This is a genomic window from Acinetobacter towneri DSM 14962 = CIP 107472, from assembly GCF_000368785.1.
GTDB classification, from domain to species: domain Bacteria; phylum Pseudomonadota; class Gammaproteobacteria; order Pseudomonadales; family Moraxellaceae; genus Acinetobacter; species Acinetobacter towneri.
Window position 1 is genome coordinate 323,563 of the sequence record NZ_KB849688.1, and the last position, 13,984, is coordinate 337,546.

Sequence of the window (13,984 nt, forward strand, 5' to 3'; positions counted from 1 at the left end):
GTTTTCATGATGAAATTTATTCGATCACGTTATCTACATACGACTTTATTGGCTTTGGGACTAAGTACATCTTGCCTTGTGCAAAGCGCTGCGCCCAATCCATATACCTTCACAAAAAACAATAACGCCAGTAACAGCAACGCAACTGAACTTAAACTATTACAAAATCATTTTCAGCAACAGCGCAAACAAGCAGGACTAAGCTCTAAAAGCATTCGTGTTGGAGATGTCGTCTGGAGCTATAACGAAGGTGGCTCGCACAGCAAACCCACAATTTTATTGATTCATGGTTTGGCAGGCACACGTGATAATTGGAACCGTGTCGCGCAATTTTTAACCCCACATTATCATGTGATTATTCCAGATTTACCCAATAGCGGTGACACCAAAACTCCAAGCAATTTTGATAATTCAGTTCCGAATGTAACTTCACAACTGCGTCAATTTATTGAAGCAATTGACTGTGAAGAAAACTTACACGTGGCAGGACATTCTTTAGGCGGCTCAATTGCAACCGTGTATGCCTCGCAATATCCTTTTGATACGCAAAGTTTATTTTTACTCAATAGTGCAGGCATTTATAAACTTGCTAATACGCCTTACACCAAAAATCCATTATCTTTAAATGACTTAATTGTGAGCAAACATGGCGATTTAGCCGACGTCGCCAAACAAATCATGCAAAGCCCGCCTGCCATGACCTCACAAATTCAACATGCGCAAGAAGAAGTCCTGATTTCTCGCTCAGAACAAACCCGTAAAGCAATTGAGCAAATTGTCAAACTCAACCGTATTTATACTCCAGACTCATTTGCACGTTTAGCAGGATCAATTGAAGCACCGACCCTGATTTTATGGGGTAAGCAAGATCGCATTATTAATGTTGAAGTGGCGAAGGAATTACAATCTTTACTCAAACGCGCCGAAACACCTGTGATTCTTAATAATGTTGGACACATGCCGTTATTGGAAGCTGAAAAACAAGTCGCACAATATTATTTGCCGTTTCTGGCTAAAACTCAGAACCTAAAAAACCCACTTGCTGATAAACTGATTCCTCTAAATTAATTATTATATAAAACCTTCATGCAGAAACATCCCATCATTGAGCAACTAATTGAAGCTCAGCTTGATTTTTTAGATCAAGAATTTAACCAAAGTGAAATGGTACAAACTGAATTTGTGCAGTTTTACCAATGGTTTCGCAAACAAAGCTTACAAGATTTATGGACATCTGAAGCCATTCATCAACTGATTCAACATCAAATTTTAAATACACCTGCCAGTTCATTTTTAGTGGAACAAATTGCTGAGCATATTCGTTTTGCACTGGTACACCCTGTTAATGACAGCAGTAAAATTGCCGATGTGATACCTGTGCTGACCATCGACAAAATTGCACAATATGTTGCAAGTAAAAGTGGACATCGTCAACGTTTGATTAAAGCCGTGGTGAATAATCCTGCCTTTGCCGCCATGATTACCCAACTCATTCAACATTCCATTCAGGATTATATGGATAATTCGGTGATCGCCAAAAGCGTGCCTGGCGTATCGCGTTTTATGAAAATGGGTAAATCGGTTTTGGAAAGCGTTACCGATACCAATTTAGACCAGACCATTCAGCTTTATTTGCAAAAAAATGTGCAGAAGCTGACTCAAATGAGCGAGTCGGTGCTTAATCAACATTTTGATGAGGAAAAACTGTATCACTTCCAAGCCAATTTATGGCACAAAGTTAAAGACTTGCCACTTTCCGTTTTAAAAAATTATATTGAAGTACAAGACCTATCCCAAACTGTCAATTTAGGACATGAAATTTGGGATCATTTACGCCAAAGTGACTATTTGAAACAGCAAGTGCATGATGGGGTTTATGCGTGGTATGTACGCAATCAGGCGCGCCCTTTTGACTTGTTATTGCACGACTTAAACATTGATGAAGCACTAGTCCAACATCAATTACAACAACTGTTAAATCCAGTCATTCAAAAAATGATCGCTGAAGGCTATTTAAAGCAACGTGCGCGCCATTATTTAGAGAAATTTTATTATTCTGAAAAAACACAACAAATTTTAAATCTACAAACGAATGAATAGGGTCTGTTGACAATTTCAGATAAAAAATAACCTCCTAAAATTTAGGAGGTTATTTTTAAGCGAGGCTTAGAACTTATTTAAAATAAGCACCTTCAGATTGACTGTGGTCAGTCTGATCCACCACACGCATCAATTCAGGTACGTGTTGTTTCAAGGTTGTTTCAACACCTTGCTTTAAAGTCACATCAACCGCTGAACATCCTTGGCAACCGCCACCAAATTTCAATACTGCAGTTAAGCCGTGTTCTTCATCTTCAACCACTTCAACCAAAGCACAGTTACCACCATGCCCTGCTAAACCTGGGTTAATTTCAGACTGTAAAACATAAGTAATGCGTTCTTCTACTGAAGCATCTGGGCCTACGCGTGGCACTTTTGAGTTCGGTGCACGGAAAGTCAATTGACCACCAAAACGGTCTTTGTTGTAGTCAATTACGGCATCCAATAAATACGGAATAGACGGCGTATCAATAAATGCAGGAAAGTCTGGATATTCCTGTTTGTAGTCTGTAGGTACAACTTCATCGGGCGCACTATAAGCCATGCAACATTCAGCACGCGGTGTACCAGGATTTTCCACAAAAACACGCACACCAATACCCGGTGTATTTTGCTTTGCCAATAAATCCTTCAAATACTCTTGAGCAGTTGGCGTAATCAATAAGTTTGGAATTTCATCTACAACTGCTGTGCTGCTGTTCTCAGTCGACATAACAATAATTTCCTCAAGCTGAAGTGGCTATTTTAACTGAAGATGCGGGGGAATAAAAAAAAATCAACCAAAATTGTCGGATTTATTCCTAAAGTTCGACTCAAACTCAGTTTTGATGCATTATTACAGCAGAATTCAAGTAAAAGAATAGGCGTTTATGCTCGATTTACCTTTTAATCATACCGTGACCATTATCATTATTACGGTCATTGTGTCTATGTTGGCGTTTTCCAAACAAGAATTAATGAATCGTCTGATTTTTTGGCCGCCTGCTATGCAACGTGGTCAATATGACCGCTTCATTACCCATGGTTTTGTGCATGCCGATGGTGCGCATTTGCTGTTCAATATGATTACCCTGTTTTTCTTTGGCAGCATTATTGAAAGTTTTTATCGCCAATACGTCTATGATTTAGGCTTTGTTTTATTCTATTTGGGTGGTTTAATCGCCGCGATTATTCCAAGTTATTTAAAGCATAAAAATGACCATCGTTGGGCCAGCTTAGGCGCATCTGGTGCTGTATCTGCGGTGTTGTTTGCCTATATTTTGTTTGAGCCGTGGAAGTTGATTTTCGTGTTCTTTATTCCAGTGCCTGCCATTATTTTTGCAATACTGTATGTAGCGTATAGCATTTGGTCGGGTAAACGCGGCAATTCCAATATTAATCACAGTGCGCATTTATGGGGTGCGGCCTATGGTGTGATTGTGACTATTTTAATTGAACCACGCATCTTGCCTCACTTCCTGAATAAACTGGCGCAACTGCCGTTTTAACTTTTGAAACTATAACGACTCGGTACATCTACCACTGAGTCGTTGCTACTTTAAAGAATTTTCAAATCCGTCAATAGACTGCTTTCATAAATCCGCTTAACACCATCATTTATTGCCTCTCATCTTCAGCCTCTCTCATTGGGAAAAACGACTTTCAATCGTCATTTTATGAACTGCTGATAAGTATTTTTGATTGATGAAAGCATCTGAATGATCCAATACAGCATAAAGCACACAACAAATAACATGCAGTTACTCGACAAGCACTTATACTAAGAATATAAAGACTAAAACTATCAAGCAATCAGGAGTCAGCCATGAAAAAGTTTGCACTTCTAAGCGCCCTGTTACTCAGTCTAGGATTAAGCGCCTGTGCCGTACATACCCCTGAAGGCAGTGTGGTGATTGATCCTGACCGCACGATCTACCCGAAAGGCTATTATCCACACCAACATCCGCATGGTGATGGTGATTTTTGTCCTCCAGGTCAGGCGAAAAAAGGACGTTGTTAAGCTGTTGGTCTGAGTGAATAAAACATTGTTGATACAGCATCAGACTCATTTATGATTCGAACCTAGACATTTAAACACTAACCTTTAAATCTCAACAACATTTCATTCACATTAAAAACCTTTACACTTCGTGAAGGTTTTTTTATTCAAATTTCACTCAATTTTGGTAGTTTTTGCTACCCCATATCGCAACTTGGCATAGATAATGTATACATCTGTATATTAATTTCAATTTAGTTTGCGAGTTTTTGCATGTCCACTTCTTACGATGGCTTACAGTTTCCAATTCATCCAGAAAATCATAAACCCAGCACCTCAAGCACGGGCAAACAAATTATTGCCGAAGCCTTAGCCACAGTCGATCATCAAAGCTCAGTCGATGCTTTGGCAGAAAAAAACTGGCGTAAACACTATCCAAAATACTTTAAAGCCCTCGTGACCAATGGTATTCGTGAACAAGCTAACGCAATTCAAATTGCAGAAGATGGTTTAAGAAAAGCGCATCAAAGTTTTGAGTTTTATCGTCATGAGCAAAAATATGTGCTGAAAGATGTCATGCTCTTGCCTACTGAAACTTTACATACCTTTAAATTACAAGGCAGCAGCCAAGCAGCACCCGAATGGTATGTGCCGTATCGTGGGCAAAAGTTACAAGGTCAAGCTCTACTAGATCAAATTGCAATTTGGCTAGCAGCAGGCATTATTGAACCAAGTCATGCCGAAGCGTTAAATGCTGCAATGGCGCATCCTGAATGGTTTGATTTGTCTGACCGTAACATGGTGCTATTTGGTGCAGCTTCAGAAGCAGGGCCACTCACATGGTTAGCCAAATGGAAAGCCAATATTATTGCAGTCGATTTACCAAATAGCCGTGTGTGGAATAAAATTTTAAGCACTGTGCAACAAGGCAATGCCACCTTATATGCACCCAGTACAACACAACTCGCGGCAGATACCCCACTTGATATTTTAACAGAACAGTTGGGTGCAAATCTACTGACACAAACCCCAGAAATTGCACAATGGTTAGCTCAAAAACCTGAAACGCTAGATTTAGCAGCCATTGCCTATTTAGATGGTGAAAAACACGTGCGTGTTGCGATGGCGATGGATGCCATTATGCAATATGTCAGCGAACACAAAGCTGATAGCAGCCTTATGTTTATGTGTACCCCAACCGATGTTTATGCCGTTCCTGAAGAAGTGATTAGCGCATCGGCAGAGAAGTTTCAGCAGCGTTCACAAGGGCAAAAGCTACTCACCAAAAGTATTGAAACCATTTCACGCAGTCATTTCTTCCAAAAGAATCTGCATAATTTAATTGCTTCAGACAATGGTCAACATTATGGTATTGCCGACTGTTTGGTGGTTGAACAAGGGCCAAACTATGCTTTAGCAAAACGCATCCAGCAATGGCGTGCAATTTTAGCGCGTCATCAAGGACAGCATGTCAGCATCAATATTGCACCTTCGACCACCACACACTCTGTGACCAAAAATCCATTACTCAAAGCAGCATTTAGTGGCGCAAGTTTGTTTGATGTTGAAGCATTTAGCCCTGAAACCACCAATGCGATTATGGCGGCATTGTGGATTCATGACTTACGCAATCCAAACTCGGCAGCCAATCCTGAAGTGAAACTTGAGCATCCGCTCGAATTGATGATGGAAGGTGCGAACCATGGTGGATTGTGGCGCGTGGCGTATTTGGCACGAACGGCCCTACCTTTCGCTGCGCTCTATGGCTTTGCTGCAGATAAATTACCGCTGGACAAAGTCATCCAAAAATTTAAAAAGTAATGTAAACCGCTAATCTATCTATTCAAAAACTTGCCTGCAAATATTTCTCTAGACTGATCTGCAGGTATAAAAAAAGCGCTGTATCATCACAGCGCTTTTTTCAACCACTCAAAAAAGTTGAGAATGGATTAAAACACTTTTAAGAACAACCAGAACAAGCTACCCGATAAACAAATTGTCGCAGGTAAAGTGAAAATCCAAGCCGAAAGAATTGTACGCACCATTTGGAAATTCAGACCCGATTTATTTGCCACCATGGTACCTGCCACCGCACTGTTCAGTACGTGTGTAGTTGAAACTGGCATCCCCAAACCATCTGCAGCAGCAATAGTTGACATTGCCACAAGCTCGGCAGACATGCCTTGACCATAAGTCATGTGCTGCTTACCGATACGTTCACCAACAGTCACCACAATACGTTTCCAGCCGACCATCGTACCCAAGCCTAGTGCTAAGGCAACGGCAACTTTGACCCAAGTTGGAATGTATTGTAAGAATGAATCTAAATGGCTGCGGTAGCTTTTAACCACTTTTTTCTGTTCTTCCGACATTTCAGGCAAGGCATTGGCTTTGTCTAAACGCTTGAATGAAGTCGTGCTTAAATACATATCATTACGCATTTCTGCTACTTCAGCTTCAGGCACATCTTTCAAGTTGCCATATTGACCCACACGCTCACCCAAATGGTCAGTTAAGCTTGCCAAAGCAGGCACGACTTCAGGGGTAATTTCTTTGGTCTGAATATAGCTAGTGATGACCTGACGTGCTTTTTCATCTGGCATATCGACATGTTGTGCATAAATCACATCAGCTGTTTGCGTTGAAAGCTGTTGGAACGATTGAATGTGGTTTTGGTCTAACTCTTTATTTAACGAGTACGCCAACGGCACAATCCCGATCAAAATCAACATGATTAAACCCATGCCCTTTTGACCATCGTTTGAACCATGCGCAAAACTTACCCCAGTACAAGTAAAAATTAGAATGGCACGAATCAGTGGTGGTGGTGGCTTATTGCCTTCAGGTGGCTGGAACAACTCCATTTGTTTCTTGAAGATTTTTTTCACCAAGAAGAACAAAATCGCAGCAAAGGCAAAACCAATCAGTGGCGAGAACAATAAAGCCTTGCCCACTTTCATGACTTGTTCCATGTCTACGCCACTTGCACCCGCACCTGAGTTCAGCAAGTAGTTCATAATCCCCACACCTAAAATCGAACCGATTAAAGTGTGCGAACTTGAAGCAGGAATACCGAAAAACCACGTTCCTAAGTTCCAGACAATCGCGGCAATCAACATGGCAAAAACCATGGCAAAGCCTGCGCCTGAACCGACATTCATAATCAATTCGACTGGAAGTAAGGCAATAATACCGTAGGCAACTGCGCCACTGGCGACCATCACCCCAAGGAAGTTACAGAAACCCGCCCACATTACTGCCACAGGTGCAGACAGGGCATTGGTATAAATAACCGTTGCCACTGCGTTAGCTGTGTCGTGGAAACCATTCACAAATTCAAAGCCTAAGGCAATGAATAAAGCGGTCGCCAATAAAATCACCGAGTACATGCTTAGCGCAGGCACGTGGGATAAGTCCGCAGACAATTGGAAACCAATATAAATAAGGGTAGAAACGATGATCGTTAAAAACACCGGCATAAAAAATTTCGGTGTAGGCACATGAACATTGGTCGATTTAGTGGTCGACTTGTGTGCTGAATCTACAGGAGTTGGATTAGAATTCATGCAAGCAGAAAAGAGGATTTAAAATCCCCTTATTGTTCAATTAAATTGTGACAATTATATGACAAAGAGCTGCTATATAAAGCAACTTTCATATTTTATTTTCACACTTTAAGCTGTTTTTTTTGTGCATAAAATTAAAATTAACATTTAAATTTAAACACTTAGAATAAATAAACCTACTTTTCTTATGCCATTCTCTCAAATTTAGATTGTTACACCTTTGTCATATTTGCCTAAAATTTCAGACAAAATTTACCGTGAGCCAATTTTGCCTGAGCAATATGACAAAGCGATGACGCATCAAAGTAAAATCAAAATTAGAAGTTCCTCATCACAACTTTTATTTAGATTCAAAAGCTACAGCAAAATCCTAAAAATACTGCTTTATGCACTATTTTTACGACTTCCACTCTCTCTGGTCGCTTCAAGTGCACGAAAGCCGTGCGAACTCTGCTAAAATAGCGCTCATTTCGGATTCAGTCATAAAGGGTTTTTTATGTCCACGCTTACCACCCTGAAAGCGCTTCTTGCCCAAAGAATTTTAATTATCGATGGTGCTATGGGTACTATGATTCAACGCCATCAATTGGAAGAAGCCGATTATCGTGGTGAGCGTTTTGCAGATTGGGCACATGACCTCAAAGGCAACAATGATTTATTGGTACTGACCCAACCGCACATTATTCAGGGTATTCACGAAGCCTACTTAGATGCGGGTGCAGACATTATTGAAACCAACAGCTTTAACGGCACACGCGTTTCTATGTCTGACTATCACATGGAAGATTTGGTTCCAGAAATTAACCGCGAAGCAGCGCGTTTAGCCAAAGCTGCCTGTGAAAAATATTCAACACCAGACAAACCACGTTTTGTGGCAGGTGTACTTGGGCCAACATCGCGTACCTGTTCAATTTCACCAAATGTAAACGACCCTGCATTTCGTAACATTAGCTTTGATGCACTCAAAGAAAACTATATTGAAGCTGCGCATGCCTTAATTGAAGGTGGTGCAGATATCCTGCTCATTGAAACTGTATTTGACACCTTAAACTGTAAAGCTGCGATTTTTGCGGTCAAAGAAGTGTTTAAACAGCTCGGGCGTGAATTGCCGTTGATGATTTCAGGTACCATTACCGATGCTTCAGGACGTACCTTAACGGGTCAAACTGCAGAAGCTTTCTGGAACTCGGTACGTCATGGCGATTTACTTTCAATTGGTTTTAACTGTGCTTTGGGCGCAGATGCCATGCGTCCACACGTTAAAACCGTTTCAGACGTTGCCGATGTGTTTGTTTCTGCACACCCGAACGCGGGCTTACCCAACGCATTTGGTGGTTATGATGAAACGCCTGAAGAAACCGCAGCTTTCCTCAAAGAATTTGCTGAAAGCGGCTTGATCAATATTACAGGCGGTTGCTGTGGTACAACGCCTGATCATATCCGCGCGATTTACAATGCGGTAAAAGACATTCCACCGCGTAAAATTCCAGAGATTAAACCTGCATGCCGTTTAAGTGGTTTAGAACCATTTAACATTTATGATGACTCTTTATTTGTAAACGTGGGCGAACGTACCAACGTCACAGGTTCTAAAAAATTCCTGCGTTTAATTCGTGAAGAAAACTTTGCCGAAGCCTTAGATGTTGCGCGTCAACAGGTAGAAAGCGGTGCGCAAATCATCGACATCAACATGGATGAAGGCATGCTCGATTCAGAAGGTGCGATGGTGCACTTCCTGAACTTGGTGGCATCTGAGCCTGATATTTCTCGCGTACCTATCATGATTGACTCCTCTAAATGGGAAATCATTGAAGCAGGCTTAAAATGCGTACAAGGTAAAGCCGTTGTCAACTCTATTTCCCTAAAAGAAGGTTATGACGAGTTTGTCGAAAAAGCCCGCCTCTGCCGCCAATACGGCGCAGCTGTCATTGTTATGGCCTTTGACGAAGTCGGACAAGCCGATACTGCAGCACGTAAACGCGAAATTTGTAAACGCTCTTATGATGTTTTGGTCAATGATGTTGGCTTCCCTGCCGAAGACATTATTTTTGACCCGAACGTATTTGCAGTTGCGACAGGTATTGAAGAACACAACAACTACGCAGTCGATTTTATTGAAGCCACAGGCTGGATTAAACAAAACCTGCCGCATGCCATGATTTCAGGCGGTGTATCGAACGTATCTTTCTCATTCCGTGGTAACGAACCTGTACGTGAAGCCATTCACGCGGTATTCCTATATCACGCTATTCAGCAAGGCATGACCATGGGGATTGTCAACGCAGGTCAGTTGGCAATTTACGATGACATCCCGAAAGAACTGAAAGAAGCAGTTGAAGCCGTTATTCTGAACCAGAACCAAGGTGAAAGCGGTCAGGATGCCACAGAAAAACTGCTAGAAGTGGCAGAAAAATATCGTGGTCAATCAGGCGCACAAAAAGCCGAAGAAAACTTAGAATGGCGTAGTGAATCTGTCGAAAAACGTCTTGAGTACGCTTTAGTTAAAGGCATCACCACCTTTATTAATGAAGACACCGAAGAAGCGCGCCTGAAAGCCAAACGTCCATTAGATGTGATTGAAGGCCCGTTGATGGATGGCATGAACGTGGTCGGTGACTTGTTTGGTGCAGGTAAAATGTTCCTGCCACAAGTGGTGAAATCTGCCCGTGTGATGAAACAAGCCGTTGCATGGCTCAACCCGTACATCGAAGCTGAAAAAACCGAAGGTCAGTCTAAAGGTAAAGTCTTGATGGCAACGGTAAAAGGTGACGTTCACGACATTGGTAAAAATATTGTGGGCGTAGTCTTGGGCTGTAATGGATACGATATTGTCGATCTCGGTGTGATGGTACCTGCAGAAAAAATCCTGCAAACTGCCATTGACGAAAAAGTCGATATCATTGGCTTGTCTGGTCTGATTACCCCATCTTTAGATGAAATGGTTTTTGTTGCCAAAGAAATGCAGCGTAAAGGCTTTAACATTCCATTGTTGATTGGTGGCGCAACCACATCTAAAGCACATACTGCAGTTAAAATTGATCCACAGTTCTCAAACGATGCTGTCATTTACGTTGCCGATGCTTCGCGTGCCGTTGGTGTTGCGACAACCTTACTCTCTCCTGAAATGAAACCTGCTTTTGTTGCAGAGCACCGTGCGGAATACGCTAAAATTCGTGAACGTATTGCCAATAAGCAACCAAAAGCTGCGAAATTGTCGTATGCAGAAGCCATCGACAATGGTTTGAAAATTGATTGGGACAACTATACGCCTGCAGTACCAAACTTAATTGGAACTCAAGTGCTGACTAATTATCCGCTTGAAACCTTGTTGCCATACTTTGATTGGACACCATTCTTTATTTCTTGGAGTTTGGCGGGCAAATTCCCGAAAATTTTGGAAGATGACGTGGTGGGCGAAGCTGCAACCGACTTATATAACCAAGCGCAAGCCATGCTCAAAGATATTATTGCAAATAATCGCTTTGATGCACGTGCAGTCTTTGGGATTTACCCTGCCAACCGTTCTGCGGCAGATTCAGTACAAGTATATGATGCAGCACGTAATCAAGTAACGCACACCTTCCATCATATTCGCCAACAGTCTGACAAAGTCACAGGCAAACCAAACTTGTCTTTGGCAGACTTTGTTGCAACTGCAGAGCAAGGGCAAGATTACTTGGGCGGCTTTACCGTGTCGATTTTTGGTGCGGAGGAAATGGCCAATGAGTTTAAAGCCAAAGGGGATGATTATTCTGCCATTTTGGTGCAGTCTTTGGGTGACCGTTTTGCAGAAGCATTTGCAGAGCATTTGCATGAGCGTATTCGTAAAGAATTCTGGGGCTATCAGCCGAATGAGCAGCTAAGCAATGAAGAGCTGATTAAAGAGAAATATGTAGGGATTCGTCCTGCACCGGGCTATCCTGCGTGCCCTGAGCACTCTGAAAAAGCCACACTGTTTAACTGGTTAGGTTCGACTGAAAAGATTGGCACACAGCTGACCAGCAGCTTTGCGATGTGGCCGCCTTCATCTGTGAGTGGCTTCTACTATGCCAACCCTGCTTCTGAGTACTTTAACGCAGGTAAAATCTCGTTAGATCAGCTTGAAGATTACGCACAGCGTAAAGGCTGGAGTTTAGATGAAGCGAAGCGTTGGTTAGCTCCAAACTTGGATGATTCGATTAATTAATTGCTTTATGCCGCTTGGGTAGTACATCGGCCCATGCGCTCTACATAATGTCATTTCAAAAACCAGTGAATTGTAAAATTCACTGGTTTTTTGTTTTATGGGCAGTTCGTTACTTAATCTAAATTTGTTGAGTAATTTGACTGTTAAAGGTGTTTTCTCACCTCTATGGGAAAGGTATTCAGCTAAACGAAACCCATAGAAAGAACAAAGCGACTACTATTTAGTTGTTAGTAGCCGCTTTTCCGCCTATTTTGTCTTATGATGAATGGGAAGCGATTGCTGTATTACATCAACAACAATTAGTTGACGATACTAGGAATTAATTAATCAACTTTTTACTTACCTTGAAAAGCATTCCAACTGGAGATTGCTTAACTTGTTTATTCTGATCAACCAAATCACGAAATCTTTCAGGTATTTCTCTCAATTTAGGAGCATCAAGTAATTGATCAGCTGCTAATACTGCTAATCCCCATGTAGGTGTTCCAGTTAAAGCTGCCCCTATTTCTATTCCTCCAGAAACAATCCAAGATCCAATATCGAATCCAGCAAATTTCCAATTTTTAGCTTTCAACTCATCAAGTTTTTTACGATGTTTATCAAAACTTTGCTCAATATTTTCTAATATTTGATCTCTAGTTCTAAAACAATTAGTAGGATTAGTTTCTACTAATTCCTTGATATTATTTCCTAAAATATTGCGGATTTCTTCTAAAGCTCCTTGCTTTCTAAGCTCCAACAATGATTCTGGAGGAATATTGCCTAACCAAGGTAAATCCGTTTGAGATAAATCTGTTAGTCCTTTCATTATGTGCAAATTTTCAGAACCGTAATATTCTTGAGCCTTATCGGCATCATATTCTAATTTCCAGTTAAAATATTGCCACGATGTTTCAGCTTCAATAATTGGGGTTCCTGAAAGCTGTCGTGCTTTGAGTAATAATTCATTACTCACCGACATTCTGCCAACAGCTTGCATTTGGAGTAACAAACCTGGCTCTGTTCTATTAAGAGCTTTTAGCTCATCTCCATTTAAAGCCCTATTTATTTGTTCCTCTAAAGAACCTTTCCAATTTGTATCAAATAAGAACCTATTCTTATCTTTAATTGCTCGAATTGTTTTTTCTACAGTATTAAGGCTTAAACAAAACTCATTAAATTCCTCAATACTCTCAAAATTTTGACCGAATAATTTACTACCATGAATTAATGCATCATTTTGGGAAAAGTTATAGATAAAATCTTTACCACCCTCTTCCAAATTTGATAAATCAGGGAGTATTACAACCACTGGCATTCCATCTTCAACACATGCTAAATTTTTATATTTGAGAATATTCATAGCATGCTTTATTAAGAAAAAGACAGCTTTCTCTTTTGGATAAAATTCAAATATATGCTGTGATCGTACATAAGGATCTGGTAGAACAATTGTGTCCGTGTAAATACCACATTTTGAAGCAATATTTTCATCGTGGGTAGGAAATAAATCTCCTCCATATACACCAGTAAGATTTGAGTGATTGTCTTCTAAATGCCAATAACCTATATCACCTACTTGTTTCCAAAATGATATAATTGCATCCATAAAACCAGGAATTTGTTCAAACATATTGTCAACAAAATCGGCTTTTGTTGATAAAAATTCCGCAATATGGTGAGGCGTAGAGTTCGCCTTAAGCATTTGTTGATAGATAAAATCAAAATTATGCTCTATCAGGTCAAAATATAATTTTTGAATTTCAACTAAAGAAATTTCTTTTTTTAATTTTTCCCTTGTGTCGAAATGTTCTATAGCCAAAGCCATTGAACGAATTCGCCCATCAACAGACTCTAAAATGATCTCGCCACTTTCATCATATTTGATATTTCGAAAACTCTCTTCGAAACCTTCAGCTAGGTGTGAAGCGATTTTTACTTTATCGGCTTTTAACTGTTCTGAAAGAATTTTAAGTCTATACCTTAATCTTTCTTCATAATCTTGTTGTTCTGATTCTAAGCTCATTATTCCAAAACTTTTTACTAATATTTAAAGTTTAATAGAGCTAAAATTTTTAATTTCAATAAGGCTATGTGGTTTTATTTTTTTGCTTACTACAGGCTTACGTTGCATAAACCCCAAAAACAACAAAACCCTGACAATGTCAGGGCTTT

9 protein-coding genes are annotated in these 13,984 nt (G+C 40.5%); 6 read left to right on the forward strand and 3 right to left on the reverse strand.

Annotated features, from left to right (window positions below; translation table 11 throughout):
• The first annotated feature begins 6 nt into the window (after positions 1-6).
• Together F947_RS03110 and F947_RS03115 are read left to right on the forward strand one after the other, a co-directional pair.
• Entirely contained in the window at positions 7-1,068 is a 1,062-nt protein-coding gene (locus F947_RS03110) for an alpha/beta fold hydrolase (RefSeq protein ID WP_026438298.1), read from the forward strand.
• 18 nt (positions 1,069-1,086) lie between these two features.
• Positions 1,087-2,100: a hypothetical protein gene (locus tag F947_RS03115; RefSeq protein WP_004972035.1), complete on the forward strand. Its 1,014-nt coding sequence runs from the start codon at positions 1,087-1,089 to the stop codon at positions 2,098-2,100.
• 73 nt (positions 2,101-2,173) lie between these two features.
• On the opposite strand, the gene nfuA is transcribed toward F947_RS03115, so the two are convergent.
• Positions 2,174-2,812, reverse strand: coding sequence for a Fe-S biogenesis protein NfuA (nfuA, locus tag F947_RS03120; protein WP_004972039.1), 639 nt, complete (start codon positions 2,810-2,812; stop codon positions 2,174-2,176).
• 157 nt (positions 2,813-2,969) lie between these two features.
• Between nfuA and F947_RS03125 the strand changes: the two genes are divergently transcribed.
• The 3 genes from F947_RS03125 to F947_RS03135 all read left to right on the forward strand — a co-directional run bounded on the left by F947_RS03125 (position 2,970) and on the right by F947_RS03135 (position 5,899).
• Positions 2,970-3,587, forward strand: a complete 618-nt coding sequence (locus tag F947_RS03125; RefSeq protein WP_004972041.1) for a rhomboid family intramembrane serine protease — start codon at positions 2,970-2,972, stop codon at positions 3,585-3,587.
• Between the two features lie 317 nt (positions 3,588-3,904).
• A complete protein-coding gene (locus tag F947_RS03130; RefSeq protein ID WP_004972042.1) occupies positions 3,905-4,099 on the forward strand; it encodes a hypothetical protein in 195 nt (64 codons plus the stop codon).
• Positions 4,100-4,351: 252 nt separating this feature from the next.
• Positions 4,352-5,899 carry a hypothetical protein gene (locus F947_RS03135; RefSeq protein ID WP_004972044.1) on the forward strand — a complete coding sequence of 516 codons (1,548 nt, stop codon included), beginning with the start codon at positions 4,352-4,354 and terminating at the stop codon, positions 5,897-5,899.
• A 128-nt stretch (positions 5,900-6,027) separates the two neighbouring features.
• Here F947_RS03135 and F947_RS03140 read toward each other — a convergent pair whose 3' ends face one another.
• Entirely contained in the window at positions 6,028-7,644 is a 1,617-nt protein-coding gene (locus tag F947_RS03140; RefSeq protein WP_004972047.1) for an inorganic phosphate transporter, read from the reverse strand.
• 496 nt (positions 7,645-8,140) lie between these two features.
• Here F947_RS03140 and metH point away from each other — a divergent pair, with 496 nt between their 5' ends.
• On the forward strand, positions 8,141-11,830 hold the full coding sequence (metH, locus tag F947_RS03145; protein ID WP_004972050.1) for a methionine synthase: 3,690 nt from the start codon (positions 8,141-8,143) through the stop codon (positions 11,828-11,830).
• A 319-nt stretch (positions 11,831-12,149) separates the two neighbouring features.
• Here metH and F947_RS03150 read toward each other — a convergent pair whose 3' ends face one another.
• Positions 12,150-13,835, reverse strand: coding sequence for a hypothetical protein (locus F947_RS03150; RefSeq protein WP_004972052.1), 1,686 nt, complete (start codon positions 13,833-13,835; stop codon positions 12,150-12,152).
• Between the last annotated feature and the right edge of the window lie 149 nt (positions 13,836-13,984).

Excerpts from the sequence above, each read along its gene's own strand:
- nfuA (WP_004972039.1), bottom strand. The coding sequence starts at position 2,812 with ATGTCGACTGAGAACAGCAGCACAGCAGTTGTAGATGAAATTCCAAAC.
- F947_RS03150 (WP_004972052.1), bottom strand. The coding sequence starts at position 13,835 with ATGAGCTTAGAATCAGAACAACAAGATTATGAAGAAAGATTAAGGTAT.
- F947_RS03140 (WP_004972047.1), bottom strand. The coding sequence starts at position 7,644 with ATGAATTCTAATCCAACTCCTGTAGATTCAGCACACAAGTCGACCACT.
- metH (WP_004972050.1), top strand. The coding sequence starts at position 8,141 with ATGTCCACGCTTACCACCCTGAAAGCGCTTCTTGCCCAAAGAATTTTA.
- F947_RS03115 (WP_004972035.1), top strand. The coding sequence starts at position 1,087 with ATGCAGAAACATCCCATCATTGAGCAACTAATTGAAGCTCAGCTTGAT.
- F947_RS03110 (WP_026438298.1), top strand. The coding sequence starts at position 7 with ATGATGAAATTTATTCGATCACGTTATCTACATACGACTTTATTGGCT.
- F947_RS03130 (WP_004972042.1), top strand. The coding sequence starts at position 3,905 with ATGAAAAAGTTTGCACTTCTAAGCGCCCTGTTACTCAGTCTAGGATTA.
- F947_RS03135 (WP_004972044.1), top strand. The coding sequence starts at position 4,352 with ATGTCCACTTCTTACGATGGCTTACAGTTTCCAATTCATCCAGAAAAT.
- F947_RS03125 (WP_004972041.1), top strand. The coding sequence starts at position 2,970 with ATGCTCGATTTACCTTTTAATCATACCGTGACCATTATCATTATTACG.